The sequence below is a fragment of the Paraburkholderia dipogonis genome (assembly GCF_046027395.1).
Classification (GTDB): Bacteria; Pseudomonadota; Gammaproteobacteria; order Burkholderiales; family Burkholderiaceae; genus Paraburkholderia; species Paraburkholderia dipogonis_A.
On sequence record NZ_JAQQEG010000013.1, the window covers coordinates 162,302 to 180,139 of the forward strand.

General features: G+C 65.0%; 16 protein-coding genes. 4 read left to right on the top strand and 12 right to left on the bottom strand.

Annotated features, from left to right (window positions below):
* Positions 1-124: 124 nt before the first annotated feature.
* Positions 125-757, bottom strand: coding sequence for a cysteine hydrolase family protein (locus PQR32_RS15465; protein WP_408228117.1), 633 nt, complete (start codon positions 755-757; stop codon positions 125-127).
* Positions 758-925: 168 nt separating this feature from the next.
* Between PQR32_RS15465 and PQR32_RS15470 the strand changes: the two genes are divergently transcribed.
* Positions 926-1,927 carry a helix-turn-helix domain-containing protein gene (locus tag PQR32_RS15470; protein ID WP_408228120.1) on the top strand — a complete coding sequence of 334 codons (1,002 nt, stop codon included), beginning with the start codon at positions 926-928 and terminating at the stop codon, positions 1,925-1,927.
* A gap of 137 nt (positions 1,928-2,064) precedes the next feature.
* On the opposite strand, the gene PQR32_RS15475 is transcribed toward PQR32_RS15470, so the two are convergent.
* The 6 genes from PQR32_RS15475 to PQR32_RS15500 form a co-directional block, all read right to left on the bottom strand.
* A complete protein-coding gene (locus tag PQR32_RS15475) occupies positions 2,065-2,826 on the bottom strand; it encodes an SRPBCC family protein (RefSeq protein WP_408228123.1) in 762 nt (253 codons plus the stop codon).
* A gap of 33 nt (positions 2,827-2,859) precedes the next feature.
* On the bottom strand, positions 2,860-3,252 hold the full coding sequence (locus PQR32_RS15480; protein ID WP_408228126.1) for a DUF427 domain-containing protein: 393 nt from the start codon (positions 3,250-3,252) through the stop codon (positions 2,860-2,862).
* Positions 3,253-3,403: 151 nt separating this feature from the next.
* Positions 3,404-3,901, bottom strand: a complete 498-nt coding sequence (locus tag PQR32_RS15485; protein WP_408228129.1) for a peptidase associated/transthyretin-like domain-containing protein — start codon at positions 3,899-3,901, stop codon at positions 3,404-3,406.
* Between the two features lie 300 nt (positions 3,902-4,201).
* Positions 4,202-5,722: a DegQ family serine endoprotease gene (locus PQR32_RS15490; RefSeq protein ID WP_408228132.1), complete on the bottom strand. Its 1,521-nt coding sequence runs from the start codon at positions 5,720-5,722 to the stop codon at positions 4,202-4,204.
* A gap of 158 nt (positions 5,723-5,880) precedes the next feature.
* Positions 5,881-7,182 (bottom strand): ATP-binding protein, encoded by a 1,302-nt coding sequence (locus PQR32_RS15495; protein WP_408228135.1) that lies wholly within the window; start codon positions 7,180-7,182, stop codon positions 5,881-5,883.
* A 4-nt stretch (positions 7,183-7,186) separates the two neighbouring features.
* On the bottom strand, positions 7,187-7,849 hold the full coding sequence (locus tag PQR32_RS15500) for a response regulator (RefSeq protein ID WP_115098934.1): 663 nt from the start codon (positions 7,847-7,849) through the stop codon (positions 7,187-7,189).
* Between the two features lie 221 nt (positions 7,850-8,070).
* Between PQR32_RS15500 and dacB the strand changes: the two genes are divergently transcribed.
* From dacB to PQR32_RS15515, 3 genes are all read left to right on the top strand, one after another.
* Positions 8,071-9,750 (top strand): D-alanyl-D-alanine carboxypeptidase/D-alanyl-D-alanine endopeptidase, encoded by a 1,680-nt coding sequence (gene dacB, locus PQR32_RS15505; protein ID WP_459252006.1) that lies wholly within the window; start codon positions 8,071-8,073, stop codon positions 9,748-9,750.
* A gap of 187 nt (positions 9,751-9,937) precedes the next feature.
* A complete protein-coding gene (locus PQR32_RS15510) occupies positions 9,938-10,900 on the top strand; it encodes a sterol desaturase family protein (RefSeq protein ID WP_408228141.1) in 963 nt (320 codons plus the stop codon).
* A gap of 94 nt (positions 10,901-10,994) precedes the next feature.
* On the top strand, positions 10,995-12,245 hold the full coding sequence (locus PQR32_RS15515) for an SGNH/GDSL hydrolase family protein (protein ID WP_408228144.1): 1,251 nt from the start codon (positions 10,995-10,997) through the stop codon (positions 12,243-12,245).
* 92 nt (positions 12,246-12,337) lie between these two features.
* Here the strand turns inward: PQR32_RS15515 and PQR32_RS15520 are convergent, their stop codons facing one another.
* The 5 genes from PQR32_RS15520 to fba all read right to left on the bottom strand — a co-directional run bounded on the left by PQR32_RS15520 (position 12,338) and on the right by fba (position 17,518).
* Positions 12,338-13,378, bottom strand: a complete 1,041-nt coding sequence (locus tag PQR32_RS15520) for an L-threonylcarbamoyladenylate synthase (protein WP_408228147.1) — start codon at positions 13,376-13,378, stop codon at positions 12,338-12,340.
* 10 nt (positions 13,379-13,388) lie between these two features.
* The gene (locus PQR32_RS15525; protein WP_408228150.1) at positions 13,389-14,585 is read right to left on the bottom strand and encodes a 5-(carboxyamino)imidazole ribonucleotide synthase; all 1,197 of its coding nucleotides are present in this window, start codon (positions 14,583-14,585) and stop codon (positions 13,389-13,391) included.
* Positions 14,586-14,681: 96 nt separating this feature from the next.
* A complete protein-coding gene (gene purE / locus PQR32_RS15530) occupies positions 14,682-15,200 on the bottom strand; it encodes a 5-(carboxyamino)imidazole ribonucleotide mutase (RefSeq protein WP_132373250.1) in 519 nt (172 codons plus the stop codon).
* A 230-nt stretch (positions 15,201-15,430) separates the two neighbouring features.
* Positions 15,431-16,321: a phosphoribosylaminoimidazolesuccinocarboxamide synthase gene (locus PQR32_RS15535; RefSeq protein ID WP_042321200.1), complete on the bottom strand. Its 891-nt coding sequence runs from the start codon at positions 16,319-16,321 to the stop codon at positions 15,431-15,433.
* Positions 16,322-16,453: 132 nt separating this feature from the next.
* Complete coding sequence (gene fba, locus PQR32_RS15540) at positions 16,454-17,518, bottom strand: class II fructose-bisphosphate aldolase (RefSeq protein ID WP_408228153.1); 1,065 nt, start codon at positions 17,516-17,518, stop codon at positions 16,454-16,456.
* Between the last annotated feature and the right edge of the window lie 320 nt (positions 17,519-17,838).

Here is a 17,838-nt window from a genome sequence, read left to right on the forward strand (position 1 = left end):
GCAAGGGGCCTATGCAAAAAAGGCGGTCGGGTGAACAACCCGGCCGCCTCTGTTTTATGCGCAGCGGCGTCGTGCCGCATCTTTATATAGCAGCCGTTCGACGCGGCCACCGCCCGCGACGTTTTTACGCCGCGGCACGCGTGGCTCGCGCCTTCTGGTTCGATGCATAGATATTGCCGCGCTCCAGCGGCGCCCCGCCGTGCACCGCCGCGATCCACTCGTCCGTGCTCGCCACCGCCGCGAAGCGCGATTGCAACACCACGCTGAACACGCGGTGGATGTCCTGCGCGCTGGCGAAACCCGCGCTGTTTTCATACGGCACCGAACCCGTCGCGTCGTGCAGGAATTCGACGGCAAGCCCTGAGTGAACCGCGTGGTTGATGGTCGACGCGTCGCAGTTATGCGTCATGTAGCCGGTCACGGTCAGCGTGTCGATCTGACGCGCGGCGAGCCAATCGCCCAGATCGGTGCCGGTGAAAGCGCTCGGCAGCGACTTCTCCACGTAATGATCGCGAGCCCGTTCACCCACCACCGGATGCAACTCCGCCCCGCTGCTGCCGCGCGCGAACAACGGCGAACTGGCCGGCGCGAAGTTCTGCACGACCACCACCGGCACGCCGACGGCCCGCGCCGTATCCATCGCTCGACCGATGTTGGCGAGCGAGCTTTGCACGTCCGGGTATTCGATCGGCAGATCGCCGGTCACGTATTCGTTCTGCACGTCGATGACGATCAGCGCACGGCGCGGTGTGGTCATGGCAAGACTCCTTGGTCGGGTAACGGGCCCGCGCGGGCGGGTCCGGTTTGGACTCAGCACGAGCAGCGGCGATGACTGCATTGTTCCTCCACGGCCCGCTTCAGGACAGCGACCCGAATGACAAGATTCGCTAGAATCGGGCCATCGATGGAATTCACGAGGTGACTGATGGCCGCGCCCGCTTCCGCTTCCTCTGCCGCGACACGCGGCGAACCGGCCCGCCACATCGTCGTGGTGGTCGCGTTCGACCGCATCAGTCCGTTCCATCTTTCGGTACCGTGCGTGGTGTTCGGCGAAGACCGCAGCGGTGGTGGCGTGCCGGACTTCGACTTTCGCGTCTGCGCCGCCGAAACGGGCGCGCTGACCACCACCGCCGGCTTTTCGATCGCCGTCACGCATGGACTCGAAGCGCTCGCCGATGCTGACACGATCATCGTGCCGAGCTGGCGCGACCCGGCCGAAACACCGCCCGCGGCGCTGCTCGACGCGCTTCGCGCCGCCCATGCGCGCGGCGCGCAACTGGTCGGGCTTTGTCTGGGCGCGTTCGTGCTGGCGGCCGCCGGCATCCTCGACGGCCGTCCGGCCTCGACGCACTGGGCGTGGGCCGACGACTTCGCGCGCCGCTACCCGCGCGTGCGGCTCGACCCCAACGTGCTCTATGTCGACGACGGCAACGTGCTGACCTCGGCCGGCACCGCCGCCGGCCTCGACTGCTGTCTGCACGTGATGCGCAAGATGTGCGGCGCTGGGGTCGCGAATCACGTGGCGCGCCGGCTGGTGGTGCCGCCGCATCGGCAAGGCGGCCAGGCGCAATACGTTCAGCAGCCGATGCCGCCGAACGTGCGCGGCGACCGGCTGTCGGGCCTGCTCGATTGGGTGAGCGGCAATCTGGCGCTGCCGCATACGCTCGACACACTGGCCGGGCGCGCGCTGATGAGCCGCCGCACCTTCACCCGACGCTTCCGGCTCGCCACCGGCACGACCGTCGGCGCATGGCTGCTGGCGCAGCGGCTCGCTCGCGCGCAGCAACTGTTGGAGAGCACCGACGAGTCGGTGGAAGCGATCGCGGGGATTGCGGGCTTCGGCTCGACCGCTTCGTTACGGCAACATTTCGCGGAGGCGTTCCGGACGTCGCCGTCGGCATGGAGAAGGGAGTTTCGCGGAGTGTGAGTGTGAGAGTGAGCGCGGCGAGTGCAACGCTACTCAGCCGACGACGTTTCGTAGCAAGCCACCGGAATTTCGTAGTCGCATCGGCGCGACAGCGGCGCAACCCGCCGCGCGCGCCACAACTCCTAAAAGCTCAAGAATCAATGCTCGCTGATCCAACGCGCCACATACAACAGCAGCGCGACCAGAAAGATCATCGCGGCCCACGCCCAGTTCGGGACCGCGTGCGGGCTAGGCTCGTGATGCGGGACCCCATGCGACACACCATGTGCGGTCCCGTGCGACGCGCTGGCCGCGCGCCCAGGCAGCGCATTGCCGTGATCCGTCCGCACGCGCCGCGCCATGCTGCCGAGTGTGATCGGCCGCAAAAACACATGCTGGCGGCGCACCGCCGAACCCCGCGCGCGATTCGGACCTTGCCCATGCTTGGCGCGCACGACGGCGTCGAACTCGGTGAAAAAGTCATCAGCCAGTTGATGCAGCGCATTTTCGAGTTGCCGCGTCGGCAATTCGGCGAGCGGGCCGGACGAGGTCGCCCAGATCGTGTAATCGATTCGCGTGCCGCGCTCCCTGTCGGCGGCGTGCGCGCTTTCGTCCGCGCGCAAGCGCACTTCGATCTGTCCGCGCAATGCGCCGATGCCTTCGGCCCGGGCTTTGAAGTTGATGGTGCGACGCTGCGCGTCCGCCGGTCCGGAATCCTGGCCGGCCACGTGGGCACGCGCCTGGTAGCGTGCGCGCAGCGGGCCGAGCGGCACGGTCATGATCAGTTCGTATTCGCCGTGCGCAAAGCGTGTGAACGACTCGCAGTTGTCGAGGCTGGCGCGCAGTAGCGCAAGGTCTTGCAACGCCTCCCAGACGTCGGACGGCGCAAGCGGAATCCGTAACGCGTCGTTCAGTTCCATGGCAGCCTCCCCGATGAACGCGCGACAGCGGGATCAGGATGTCTGATCGATGCGGTCGACGCGCGATGCGTAAAACGCGAGATACCCTTTGATCTTCATCGCCGACTCGAGCGGCGTTTCGTAACTCCACACGGCGTTCTCGATCAGGCCGTCTTCCGTCCGCAGATGGAAGTACGACGCGTCGCCTTTGAACGGACAGTGCGAGGTGTGTTCGGAGCGTTCGAGCCGGGCCATGTTCACGTCCGAACGCGGGAAATAGAACACGTCAGGCAGACCGGTTTCCGACAGTGTCAGTCCCGCCTGCGTATCGGCCATGGTCACGCCGCCGTGGATCACGCGCACCCGGTGATTGTTGCCGGTGATCGCGATGGTGTGCCCGCCCGCGCTCGCGCCGGGGCTCCCGTGGGGTGTCAAGGCATCGCTCATGTCTCGGCTCCGTGATGGTGTGCGGTCGTGCAAACAGTAAAGCCACGGGGTGTGCCCGTGGCTTCATTATCGACCAAAGTCCGGCTGATTGCGCGGCCTTCCTGCACGGCGTGCGGCGCCGACCACAACGCCGCGCAGAACGGCGCCGCGCTTACTGCGTGTTCCAGTAGAACGCGGCCTTGACGGTGCCCTTGGCCGGGACGGTCACCGGTTTGGACTGGTCGCGATCCTTGTATTGCGCATGCACCGTGTAGCGGCCCGGGCGTAATTTGACCAGCATGTACGGTCCACGCGACGTGGTGCTCAGCACCTCGCCGTTGTGCGCATCGACCACGCGCACGTGAACGTCGGCGAGAAAGTCGGAGCCCGGGCCCGTGAAGCGGAGCGACAGCGGCCACTGGCTTTGCGCCTGCTGCAATGCCTTCGATTCGTCGAGACCGACGCCGCCCGACACGAACGAGACGTCGCCTTGCTGCTGGATTTGCGGCAGGCCGCCGCCATTGTCGTTGCCCGCGCTGGTTTGATCCGTGGTCGTGCCGCCGGTCGTGTCGCTTGCCTGCTGTGCATACGCGCCACCCGCCAGACCGAGCGTGAGCGCTGCGCATACCGCAGCGGCTACGATCCTTCGCTGATTGCGTTGGGTTTTCATCGGTTTGCTCCTTGTTGAGGTCTTATCCCTGCTTCTCCAGTATCCCGCGATGGGCCCGGATCAGGGCAGACGCAACCTGCGTGCCAAGCTGCCGGCCGCGTCATCTGGAACCGCCGCGCGCCGCACCGGGTGGCGCACAGCGCCCTTCTTCAATGCCACGCCGCAAATGAAAATTGCCGATCCGCTGGCAGTAAATGCAACGGACCGGCAAGCATTACTTCAATTCGCGGGCGGATCAGCGGACCGTCGGTCAAACTGCCAGCCGGACGAACGATCGGTCCGCCCAGTCCGCGCGACTCATCAGCCGAGATCGACCGGCACGAAGATCTGCGCATTGTCGCGCTGGATCAGCAACGCGATGCTGTTGCCGGCACTGGCGATCACCTGCTTCAGCTGATCCACGCTCGAAATGGGCCGGCCGTTGACCGCGAGAATCACATCGCCCGGCTGGATGCCGGCGCTTTCCGCCGCGCCGCCCGATTGCTGCACCAGCAGACCGTGCGAGACCGACGCGCCGCTCTTCTCTTCCGGCGTCAGCGGCCGCACCGCCACGCCGAGACGGCCTTGCAACTGAGTCGGCTGATCGGCCTTGTCCGAGGCAACCTTCGCATCCGACAACGAGCCGATGGTCACCTTCAGGTCCTTGGTGGCCTTGTCGCGCCAGACCTGCACGGTCGCCGAACTGCCCGGTGCGAGACCCGCGACCTGCGCCGGCAGATCCGACGAGTCGCCAACCGGCTCACCGTTCACCGACAGGATCACGTCGCCCGGCTTCAAGCCGCCCTTGGCCGCCGGGCCGCCCGGATCGACCGAGCTGACCAGCGCGCCTTGCGGCTTCTGCATCCCGAACGAATTGGCGAGCGTCTGGTTCATGCCCTGCACCGCCACGCCGAGACGTCCGCGGCTCACGTGGCCGGTCTTGACGATGTCGTCCTTGACCTTGATCGCCTCATTGATCGGGATGGCGAACGAAAGGCCCTGGAAGCCGCCGGTCTGCGAATAGATCATCGAGTTGATGCCGATCACTTCGCCTTGCAGATTGAAGAGCGGCCCGCCCGAGTTGCCCGGGTTCACCGGCACGTCGGTTTGAATGAACGGCGTGTAGTTTTCGTTAGGCAGCGAGCGCGACTTCGCGCTGATGATGCCCGAGGTCACCGTGTTGTCGAAACCGTAAGGCGAGCCGATCGCGACGACCCACTGGCCGACCTTGCTCTGGCGCGGGTCGCCGATCTTCACCGTCGGCAAATTGCTCGCGTCGATCTTCAGCACGGCGACGTCGGACTGCTTGTCGGCGCCGACCACCTTCGCGCGGAATTCGCGCTTGTCGGTCAGCTTCACGGTGACGACATTGGCGCCGTCCACCACGTGCGCATTGGTCAGGATGTAGCCGTCGTTGCTGACGATGAATCCCGAGCCCAGGCTCGCGCTCGGCTGATCGGGCGCATCGCCGCCGTCGCCGCCGCCTTGCATGCCCGGCATGCCGCCGAAGAAGTGCTTGTAGAACTGGTAGAACGGATCGCTCGGATCGATCGGCAACTGATTGCCGCCGCCGTTGCCATTGCCAGGATTGCCGCGCAGCGCCGTCTGCTTGACGACGTGCTTCGCGCTGATGTTGACGACGGCCGGGCCGTAGGTTTCGACGAGGCCCGAGAAGTCGGGAATGCCGGTTTTGGCAGCGGCTTCGGCGGGCATCATCGCGGCTTGCGCCGGCGAAATGACCTGCGGCGCGGGCACGTCGCGATGCCCCGCCACATAGCCGGCGGAGAGCGCCACGGCGACAGCCACTGCAACAGCGCTGCGGGACAAGGTTTTCGCGTTCATCGTGTACTCCTGACTGGGAGAAAAAAGACTTTGGATGTCTCGAAGCGTACGGGGCATCGCTTAAAAGAGTCTTAAGCAGCGACAGATCCGCTTCCATCCAGTTATTTAGGCCTGTTTAAGCCTTGTTTAAGTCTCTTTACGAACAGAAAGCCTTGCCTTCAAAAACGCACGCTGACCTGCAAGCCACCCGCGGGCGATTCGTCGAGCGATACGGCAGCATGATGCTGCACGGCGATGCGGCGCACGATCGCGAGACCCAGGCCGCTGCCCGCCACGTCGGTCCGCACGCGATTCGCGCCGGCGCCCGCGCGATAGAAACGATCGAACACGCGATCGCGTTCAGCCGGTTCGATCCCCGGTCCGCTGTCGGCGATCCGCACGACCGGGTGCCCTTCTTCGACATGCAGGCCAACGTCCACACGTCCGCCGCGCGGCGTGTATTTGGTTGCGTTATCCACGAGATTGTTGAACATCACGCGCAGCGCGTCGGCGTCGCCGATCACGGTGGCAGATTCCGTCGCCTCGATGCCGAGATCGACGCCGCGATTCAGCGCAAGCGGCGCGTAAGCCACCACGCACTCCTGCAGCAGCGCGCGCAGATCGATCGCGTCGGTGGCGGCGAGGCCGTCCGGTTCGGAACGCGCGAGCGCCAACAGTTGTTCGGCAAGTCGCGTGGCGCGCGTCACGCCGGCTTGCAGATCGGCGAGCGCTTCGCCGCGGCCGGCTTCGTCCTTCGCGCGCGCTACCAGTTGCGCCTGAATCTGCACGGCGGCGAGCGGCGTGCGCAATTCGTGCGCGGCGTCGGCGACAAATGCTTTCTGAATATCGAGCGCGGTGGCGAGCCGTTCGAGCAGACCGTTCAGCGCGCGCACGAGCGGCTGCACTTCAAGCGGCAGACGCTGATCCGGCAGAGGATCGAGCGCCTCGGGGTGACGCGCGTCCAGCGCGCTGGTCACGCGCCGCAATGGCCTGAGTCCGCGTCCGATAACCACCCACACCGCGAGCCCCAACAAAGGCAGCAGCACGATCAACGGCCACAGCGTACGCAGCGCGACATTCGCGGCGAGCCGGTTGCGCACGGAAACCGGCTGCGCCAGCTGCACCACGTTATCGCCAACGATCGCGCCATACACGCGCCACTCGCCGCGATCCGTGTGCTCGGTCGAAAAGCCGAGTTCGGCGCGCGGCGCGAGCGGCGCACGCGGACGCGAGTAGTACATCAGCACGCCGTTGCGATTCCAGATCTGCAGCACGATGCCTTCGTCGCCGGTGTCGCGCGAACCGAGCACTTGCGAGAACGGTTCCGACGGCAGCGCCGCGGCGATCTGCTCCAACTGGTAATCGAAGAGTTCGTTGGCTTCGGCAAGCGCTTGCCGGTAGATCAGCCAACCCGCGATGCCGACGCCGAGCAACACCAGCGCCAGCAGCCAGACCAGCAATTGACGGCGAATCGAACGCATCGGCTCAGGCGTCCTTTGCGATCATATAGCCCAGACCGCGCACGTTGCGGATCAGATCCGCGCCGAGTTTCTTGCGCAGCGCGTGGATGTAAACCTCGACGGTATTGCTGCCAATCTCCTCGCCCCAGCCGTACATTTTTTCCTCGAGCTGGCTCTTCGAGAGCACAGCGCCAGGCCGCGCGAGCAGCGCCTCGAGCAGCGCGAATTCACGCGCCGACAATGCGACCGGCGCGCCGTCGAGCGTGACCTGATGCGACGCGGGATCGAGCGTCAGGTTGCCGTGGCGAATGGTCGAATCACTGCGCCCCGACTGACGCCGGATCAGCGCGCGCATGCGGGCGCCGAGCTCGTCAAGATCGAAAGGTTTGACCAGGTAATCGTCGGCGCCGGCGTCGAGGCCTTTGACGCGATCCGCCACGGCGTCGCGCGCGGTGACGATCAGCACCGGCAGCGCATGGCCGCGCGCGCGCAGCGTGCGCAACACGTCGAGACCGTCGCGTTTGGGCAGGCCCAGGTCGAGCAGCACGAGATCGTAAGGCTGGCTGGCCGCCGCGCTGAGCGCAGCTTCGCCGTCTTCCACCCAGTCGACCGCAAAGCCTTCGCCGCGCAGTGCCTTGCGCACGCCTTCGGCGATCATCCGGTCGTCTTCGACTAGCAAGATGCGCATGGTTATCCGTTCCGAATCGTTCGATGATGCCGCATTCTAGCGCCCGCTCCCGGCGCGCGCGCCGCGTGGCGCATTTTCCACCGCAGCCTGGCGGCAACTCTCTACAATGGGCGCTTTGCTTCGCGCGGCCGGCGTTTCCGTTCGCGCGCCAACGCGATCCATCGGCGCCGCCTGGATTGCCGCGTGCTCCACGCCCTGACATTTTGCTTTTTTGCCCGTCCATGACGCACGCTTTTCTGTCTTCTCTCGCACGCCACATCAACACTGTCGCCCTGCGTCCGCGCTCCTCGTCCGCTTTGACCACTGCCACCGCTTCTACCTTTCGGATGCCGCGCCGGTTCGCGCCGCGCGCGAGCGCCTGGCTGCTCGCCTGCGCTGCGCTCGTGTGCGGCGCGTCGCTGCCGCTCGCCACGCAGGCTCGCGTCAAGGCCACGCATCCGAGCGTCAACGTCACCACGGTATTGCCGCAGTCGGTCATGGTCGGCTTGCAGCGCGCGCACGTGCCCTTGTCGTCGATCAGCGTGGTCGTGGAGAAAGTCGGCGAGCGCACGCCGATCCTCGCACTGAACGCCGGCAAGCCGATGATGCCCGCCTCGACGATGAAGCTCGTCACCACCTACTCGGGCCTCTCGATACTCGGCCCCGACTACCGTTGGCGCACGAGCGCCTACGCGGACGGCACCATCGATGCCAACGGCGTGCTGCACGGCAATCTCTACATTCAGGGCACGGGCGATCCGAAGCTCGTGCCGGAAGAACTGATCGACCTCGTGCAGAAGATCCACAAGGCGGGCATCACCGGCATTGACGGCGCGCTGGTGCTCGACAAGCGTTACTTCGACCCGTCCACGCGCGACCTGCCGCCGTTCGACGACGACGCCACCGCGCCGTACAACGTCGGCCCCGATCCGCTTCTGTATGCGTTCAAATCGCTGTCGTTCACACTGACGCCGTCGCCCGACGGCAGCGTCGCGATCGATGTGTTGCCCGCGCTCGCGCAATTGCAGATCGACAACCAGATGCACGCCGTGAACGGCCCGTGCCGCGGCGATGCGGCCTCGGTTTCGCCGACCGTCACGCCGCAGCCGAACGGCACCGTCGTGGCCTCGTTCAACGGCGACTATTCGATGCGCTGCGGCCCGCGCACGATCAACGTCGCGGTGCTCGATCACTCGGCGTTTTTTGCGGGCGGTTTTCTCGCGCTGTGGCAGCAAACCGGCGGCACGTTCAGCGGCGCGACGCGCGAAGGCGCTGTGCCCGTCGGCGCCAAACTGGTGGCGACGCACCAGGGGCCGATGCTGTCCGACATCGTTCGCGACATCAACAAGTTCAGCAACAACACGATGGCGCGCAACCTGTTCCTGACGATCGGCGCCGCCGAGGAAAAAGGCCCCGCCACGCCCGCCAAAGCGGCGCGCGCAATCGAGGCGTTTCTACGCCGCGACAGCATCGACATGGAGTATCTGACGCTCGACAACGGTTCGGGCCTGTCGCGCGACGAGCACGTCACCGCGCTCGCGCTCGCCGATCTGCTGCAGCGGGCCAACGCGAGTCCGGTCGCGCAAGTGTTCGTGGAGTCGCTGCCGATCGCGGGCGTCGACGGCACCATGCGCAACCGTTTGACCAACCAGGGTGCGGGCGGCAACGCGCACATCAAGACCGGCACGTTGCGCGACGTACGCGCGATCGCGGGCTATGTGGCCTCGGCTGACGGTAACAGTTACGTGGTCGTCAGCCTGATCAACGATCCGCATTCGGAAGCCGCGCGCGCCGCGCACGACGCGCTGCTCGAATGGGTGTATCAGGGGCCATCACAGGGCTTCACCAAGGTTTCCGATCCCGTCGTCGAACCGCGCAGCAGCAAGCCCAGGAAAAACCCGCACAAACGCGGCGCTCACTGAGTGTTCCTTCTAGCGAAGCCGCGCGCGGCAACGTCCTAAGCGTGTACGCTGTCGGGCAGTGTTTGAGGCGCGCGTAAAACGCTGGACGTGGCGCCGGGTCCGTGCATCGGTTACGGTCCCGCTCGAACAACAACGACAACACCCGTCGCGCACAGCGCGGCGGCCAGGGACCACGGAGGAAGACACAATGCAATTCGATGCCGAATTGCTGCTGCTCGCCATGGCGCCAGTCTTTCTCGCATGCATCGGCTGGGAGGCATGGCACCTGCGGCGAACGCGGCCGGCCGCGCAACTCTATAGCTGGCGCGATACGCTCTGCAACGCCGCGCTCGCACTGATGCAGCAAGCCGCCGACAAGCTCGCGTGGCTCGCCATCATCCCCGTCTACGCGTTTTTCTACGATCACTACCGCATCTACACCTGGCAGGCGAGTTGGGTCTCGTTCGTCGTGCTGTTCGTCGCGCAGGATCTGCTCTACTACGTATTCCATCGCTGCAGTCATCGCGTGCGCTGGCTGTGGGCCGCGCATGTCGTGCATCACTCGTCGGAGCGCATGAATTTTTCCACCGCGTTCCGCCAGAGCCTGATGTATCCGATCGCTGGCATGTGGCTCTTCTGGACGCCACTGGCCGTGCTCGGTTTTCCCCCGAAGCAGATCGTCGCGATCGTGCTGATCAATCTCGGCTTTCAGTTTTTCGTGCATACGCAGGCCATCGGCAAACTCGGCTGGCTCGAATACGTGTTCAACACGCCGTCGATCCATCGCGTACATCACGCGCGCAACGAGCGCTATATCGACCGTAACTATGCCGGCGTGCTGGTGATCTGGGATCGCCTGTTCGGCAGCCATGTCGAGGAAGATCCGCGCGATGCGCCGGTCTACGGCATCGTCGAGCCGCTTCACACTTACAACCCGCTGAAGGCGACGTTTCACGAATGGGCGTCGATGGCCGTCGACTTCGCGAGCGTGCGCGGCTGGCGCAACAAGCTGCGCGCACTGTTTGCGCCGCCCGCGTGGGCTGCGGATTTTCATGCGCGGCGCGCCGCCGATTCATCCGTATCGCGCGCGGATTCAAGTGAAAATTCAGGCGAGGCAACTCGCGTGAAGCAAGACCATACGGCCGCGTTTCAAACACCACGCAGGCCGTAGAAGATTCTGTAAGCTGTCGTCACGCCGCTTAAGCGGTGGGCGCTGCCTGCAACACATGGCATCAGGGCCACACATACGAGGAGATGTAGTCAACATGAAGCAAACAGCATCGCGGAAAAAAAATTGGCTGCGCGTGACGCAGATCGCCATGGCCAGCACGGCATTCGCTCTGCTCGCGGCTTGCGGCGGGGGTAGCGATAACAACAACAATGCGAGCAGCACGCCTGCAGGCGGCGTCAAATTGCAGGTCGTGTCGTTCGGCGACAGCTTGTCGGATGTCGGCACCTACGCGCCGGTGATTCAAGGGAGCTTCGGCGGCGGCCGCTTCACGACAAACCCGGGTGAAGTGTGGACCCAGAAGGTCGCCGAGTACTACGGCGGCACGTTGACGCCGGCGTACCTCGGTGGCTTCGGCCAGCCGCTGGTCGCGGCGGGCGGCTATGGTTACGCGCAGGGCGGCTCGGACGTCGTCAACGCCCAAGGCCAAGGTTGGGCGCCCAATAATATGGCCGCGACGACCGTGCCGGTGGTGACGCAGGTGGCCAACTACCTGGGCGCGCATACGAGCTTCAACGCGAACCAGCTCGTGCTGATCAACGGCGGTGCGAACGACATCTTCCAGTTCGCGGGGACCACCACCAATCTGACGGCGCTCGGCGCCGCGCTACAGACGCAGTATCCGCTGCTCGTGCAGGCCGGCAAACTGCCCAACTCGCAGGCAGGCCAGGTCGCGTTTATCGTCGGCTACCTGCAACAACTGGCCAACCCGCAGATCGCGCAGGCCGCCACCCAGCTCGCCGCGCAAGTTCAGAAAATCGTCAGCTCGGGTGCGACTCACGTGGTGGTGTCGACAGTGCCGGACATCGGCAATACGCCGCTCGGCGTCGCAGCCAACGTGAGCACGCCTGGCACGGCTGCACTGCTGTCCGGCATTACCGCGGCGTATAACTACCTCCTGGTCCAGAACCTGACGGCCCTTGGCCTGGTGGGCACGGGCAAGGTCATCGTGGCCGATGCGTTCACGTGGATAGATCAGCAATTGCCGAACTACCAGGCGCTCGGCTTCACGGTGTCCAACACCGGCACGGCGTGTAACCTGACGTCGATGCAGAACAACGCAACGGCGTACGCCACCGCCAATCCGAGCGCGACGAACGGGCTGACCCCGGCCCAGTACGGCGCGCAGTTCGGCTCGTCGTTGTTCTGCTCGCCGCAGACTTATACGGTAGCTGGCGCTGACCAGACTTACATGTTCGCGGACACGGTTCACCCGAGCACGCATCTGCATGCGTTGTTCGCGCAGTACGTGCAGCAGCAGATCGCGGCGACGGGGTTGGGCAAGTAATCAGGCGACACGGCGGATCCTGTGATCCGCCGTGTGTCCCTTTGCCGTAATTGATGAAGGGCCCGGCTGGGTTCAGCCGGGCGCTGTCAACGCTATCCCTGCGCTTCGAACGCCGCGGCCGCCCGCCCGAGCCGGTCATTCACCGCGATCCACTCAATCGTATCCGGCAACTTCTCGATCAGAATCCGCGTGACGTTCGCGTGGTCGAGAGCCCTCAGCAAACCGTACAGTTCGCGCGCATAGACATGCGGATCTTCAGGCGCTGCGATGAAATGCACGCCTTCGGCATCGGCCCAATGTCCCGCACGGGAAGCACGCGCCACCAGCGCCACGCGCTCATCCGCTTGCCGCGCGGCAAGCAAAGGCTCCAGCGCGACGAAGGGCAACAGCGCCAACGGCGTGCGCGGTGCGTAGTGCGCCTTCAATGTGCCCGAAGCCCGCGGCGCAGTCGCGTCCGAGCCGTCCGGCAAACGCGGCGCCTCGCCGAGCACGTCGGCGATATCTTGCGGTGTCACGCGCCCCGGCCTCAACAGCGCCGGAAAGCCGCGCGACAAATCCACAATGGTCGATTCGATACCGACATCCGACGCGCCACCGTCCAGCACATGAATCGCGTCGCCGAACTCGTCGCGCACATGTTGCGCCGTGGTCGGGCTCACATGCCCAAACCGGTTCGCCGACGGCGCCGCCACGCCGCCATGCCCGTTGCGCAACGCGTTGAACGCCTCGAGCAACGCTTGCGCGACAGGATGCGACGGGCAGCGCAGCCCCACTGAATCCTGGCCGCCGCTCACCGCTGCGGGAATGCGCGCGGCGCGCTTGAGGATCAGCGTGAGTGGCCCCGGCCAGAACGCGTCGATCAACCGCTGCGCCTCCGCGGGCAAATGCTCGACCCAGTAGTTCGGATCACCTTGCGGCGCGAGATGCACGATCACCGGATGATTCGCCGGCCTGCCCTTCGCCGCATAAATGCGGGCGACCGCGTCGGGACTCTCGGCGTCGCCGCCGAGACCGTAGACCGTCTCCGTGGGAAACGCGACCAGACCGCCCGCGTCGAGCAGTGCCGCCGCGTGTTCGATCTGCGCGGCGCTCACAGGCAATGCGCCCTCGGCGGCTTTCTGTTGATCCGGCATGGCGCTCGTGTCAGCTCGTGAGGATATGCAGGAGTCGCGCGCAATCGCGTCCGGCCGTGCGGGCTTCTTCGAGCGTGGCCGCCGTGAAGTTCACGTGGCCCATCTTGCGGCCACACCGTGCCTCTTCCTTGCCGTACAGATGCAGACGCGCTGCCGGCATCGCGGCGACTTCGTGCCACGGCGGTGTGACGGCCGCGCGCTTCGGGCCGTCCGGGAACCACACGTCGCCGAGAATGTTCAGCATGACGGCCGGCGAATGCTGACGCGTGTCGCCGAGCGGCATGCCGGTCATGGCGCGCACCTGTTGTTCGAACTGGCTGGTCGCGCAGGCGTCGACCGTGTAATGGCCGGAATTGTGCGGGCGCGGCGCCATTTCGTTGGCCACCAGCGAACCGTCTTCGAGAATGAAGAACTCGACGCACAGCACGCCCACATAGCCGAGCTTGTCGGCGATTTGCAGCGCGGCCTGTTGCGCCTGCTGAACGAGCGTGGGGCTCGCATCCGGTGCCGGGACGATGGTGTGCGACAGCACGCCGTCGCGATGCGTGTTCTGCGCGAGCGGATAGACCACCGACGCGCCGCTCGCCGCCCGCGCGATCAGCGCGGACACTTCGAACTTCAACGGCAAACGCTTTTCCAGCACGCACGGCACGCCGGCGAGCGAAGCATGTGCCTCGCGCACTTCCTCGGCGTTGCGCACGCGGATCTGGCCTTTGCCGTCGTAGCCCATGCGGGCGGTCTTGAGAATGCCCGGCAGCACGGCTTCGAGCTTCGCGTCGTCGAGCGCGGCCAGCGCATCCGACGATTCGATCACCACGTGCGGCGCGACCGTCACGCCCGACGACGCGATGAAGCGCTTCTCGGCAATACGGTCCTGGGCCACGGCGACACAGCGCCCAGCCGGACTCACGAAGGTGGTCCTCGCGAGGAAGTCGAGGCTCGCGGCCGGCACGTTCTCGAATTCGGTCGACACCGCCGCGCACAGCCGCGCGAGTTCGGTCAGCGAGGCCTCGTCGTCGTAGGCCGCGCGCAAATGGCGGTCGGCGACGGCGCCCGCCGGACTGTTTTCGTCCGGATCGAGCACGGCGACGCGGTAGCCCATGGCCTGAGCGGCAAAACAGAACATGCGGCCGAGCTGGCCGCCACCGACCATGCCAAGCCATGCGCCGGGCAGAATCGGTGAAACCGGTGTGTTGTCTGGGTTCATCTTAGTGGTCGGTCGCGGCCGGGTCTGCACGCATGCGATGGCAGGCACCCGGCCGGGGGTCGGACAGGGGGACGTCTTAAGCAATCAGTCTTGCGCTTACAGCGCCGGCAACACCATGGCGTGAGCCGCTTCGTTCTGGCGCACGCGGAACGCAGCCAACTTCTCCGCATACTCGTCGCTCGTGCCGCTCAAGAGCGACACCGCGAACAGCGCCGCGTTCGCCGCGCCGGCTTCGCCGATCGCAAACGTGGCGACCGGCACGCCCTTGGGCATCTGCACGATCGAATGCAACGAATCGACGCCCTTCAGGTACTTGCTCGCCACCGGCACGCCGAGCACCGGCACCGTGGTCTTGGCGGCCAGCATGCCCGGCAGATGCGCCGCGCCGCCCGCGCCGGCGATGATCGCGCGAATGCCACGCTCGCGCGCGCTTTCAGCATAGGCGAACATTTCGTCGGGCATGCGGTGCGCGGACACGACCTTCGCTTCGTAGGGCACGCCGAATTCCTGCAGAATGGCCACGGCGTTCTTCATGACTTCCCAGTCGGAACTGGAGCCCATCAGCACGCCGATAACCGGCGCGCCATGCGTATGGGCGGTTTGTGCTTCACTCATCTTACGGCTTCCTTGTTTCTTGAGAGCGCCTCCGGCCCGTCGCTTCGCGCCAGGCCTCTCGAGGGAATCTCCCAAGGAGACTTCCTGCGGGGCGGAAAACTTGCCGAGGTCCGGCGTTCTGCTTAAAGCGTCCCCGAACCTGTCGCGTGGCAGCGACCGCCCGACGGGTGCGAAATCACGAGGCCGCCCCGCGCTTTCTCACGCGGCGCGAATCCAACGGCTGCGCGCAATCAGGCGAGCTTGTGTCCGGTCAGGCGTTCGAGCGCTTCCTGGTACTTCTCGCCCGTCTTCGTAACCACGTCGTCCGGCAGCTTCGGCGCCGGCGGCTCCTTCTTCCACGGCTGGGTTTCGAGCCAGTCGCGCACGAACTGCTTGTCGAACGACGGCGGGTTGGTGCCGACCTGATACTGGTCGGCCGGCCAGAAGCGCGACGAATCCGCGGTCAGCGCCTCGTCCATCAGATACAGCTTGCCGTGGTTGTCCAGACCGAATTCAAACTTCGTATCCGCGATGATGATGCCGCGCGTGGCCGCGTAGTCAGCGGCTTCCTTGTACAGCTTGATCGAGATGTCGCGGATCGTAGCCGACAGTTCGGTGCCGATGCGGCGCTCCATCTCGTCGTACGTGATGTTTTCGTCGTGATGGCCCATTTCGGCCTTGGCTGCCGGCGTGAAGATCGGCTCGGGCAGCTTCTGCGCGTTCTGCAGACCCGGCGGCAGTTCCACGCCGCACACCGAACCGGTGGCCTGGTAGTCTTTCCAGCCGCTGCCGGCCAGATAGCCGCGCACCACGGCTTCGACGAGGATCGGCTCGAGGCGCTTCACGACGACCGCGCGGCCCTTGACCTGCTCGACCTCGTCCGCCGCCACCACGGATTCGGGCGCGACGCCCGTAAGGTGGTTCGGCACCACGTGCTTCAGTTTCTCGAACCAGAAGTTCGCCATTTCGTTGAGCACGCGTCCCTTATTCGGAATCGGCTCGCCCATGATGACGTCGAACGCCGACAGACGGTCGGTCGTAACGATCAGCAACTGGTCGTTGCCCACCGCATAGTTGTCGCGGACTTTACCGCGGCCGAGCAGCGGCAGCGAGCGGAGCGTGGATTCGTAGAGGGTAGACATCGTCGTGGTTCGCTAAAAATTGGGCAGAAAGTGTGACCGGAACAAAAGGGAAAAGCCGTTCCCCGGATGATGCGGGAACGGCGATCTAACGACAACCTGGCCAAACGGCCAGGTGCGGAGCCTATTGATAGCTTAGCGGACGACTTGCGCGAGCTCGCCTGCTTTGTACTTCTCCGCGATTTTATCAAGCGAAACCGGCTTGATCTTGCCCGCCTGGCCTTCGCAGCCAAATTGCATGTAGCGCTCGACACAGATTTTCATGGCCGCTTCGCGCGCCGGCTTCAGGTAATCGCGCGGATCGAACTTGCCCGGGTTGGTCGCCATGTAGCGGCGGATCGCGCCGGTGATGGCCAGGCGCAGGTCGGTGTCGATATTGACCTTGCGCACGCCGTTCTTGATACCTTCCTGAATTTCCTCGACCGGCACGCCGTAAGTTTCCTTCATGTCGCCGCCGAATTCACGGATTTCCGCCAGCAGCTCCTGCGGCACCGACGACGAACCGTGCATCACCAGGTGGGTGTTCGGAATGCGCTGGTGGATTTCCTTGATGCGCTGGATCGACAGAATATCGCCTGTGGGCTTCTTGCTGAACTTGTACGCACCGTGCGACGTACCGATCGCGATGGCCAGCGCGTCGCATTGGGTCAGCTTGACGAAGTCGGCAGCCTGCTCCGGATCGGTCAACAACTGCTCGCGCGTCATCGTGCCTTCCGCGCCGTGGCCGTCTTCCTTGTCGCCCTTCATGGTTTCCAGCGAACCGAGCACGCCCAGCTCCGCTTCCACCGTGATGCCGATCGAATGCGCCGCTTCCACGACCTTGCGCGACACGTCCACGTTGTACTCGTACGAAGCGACCGTCTTGCCGTCGGCTTCGAGCGAACCGTCCATCATCACGCTGGTGAAGCCGCTGCGGATCGCCGCCATGCAGACCGCAGGCGACTGGCCGTGATCCTGATGCATCACGACCGGAATATGCGGATACGACTCGACCGCAGCCTCGATCAGATGACGCAGGAACGCTTCGCCCGCGTACTTACGCGCGCCGGCCGACGCCTGCATGATGACCGGTGCGTTGACCTTGTCGGCCGCCGCCATGATCGCCTGAACCTGCTCCAGATTGTTCACGTTGAATGCCGGAAGACCGTAGCCGTTTTCAGCAGCGTGGTCCAGCAGTTGACGCATTGATACGAGAGGCATGCAATAACTCCATAGATTGAAACGAAATCTTGTGCCGTCGGCATCTTTTTTTGGGCGAGGTGGTCTCGAAGCAAGCTGCATACCCGTTCACACGGTCTCTAAAGCGCGGAGCGGTCCTTACCGCTCAACGCGCGATTGGAGCCTGTGCGCCGCCTCTCGCGGAGCATGGCAGCCTGCTTCGGCCAATCAAGTCTGTCGACCGGAGTTAGCGCTTTAGCGCTTACTCCGGTCCCATGCAAAGCTGTCGACCGGAGTTAACGCTTCAGCGCTTACTCTGGTCCCATGCAAAGCTGTCGACCGGAACTAGCGCTTTAGCGCCT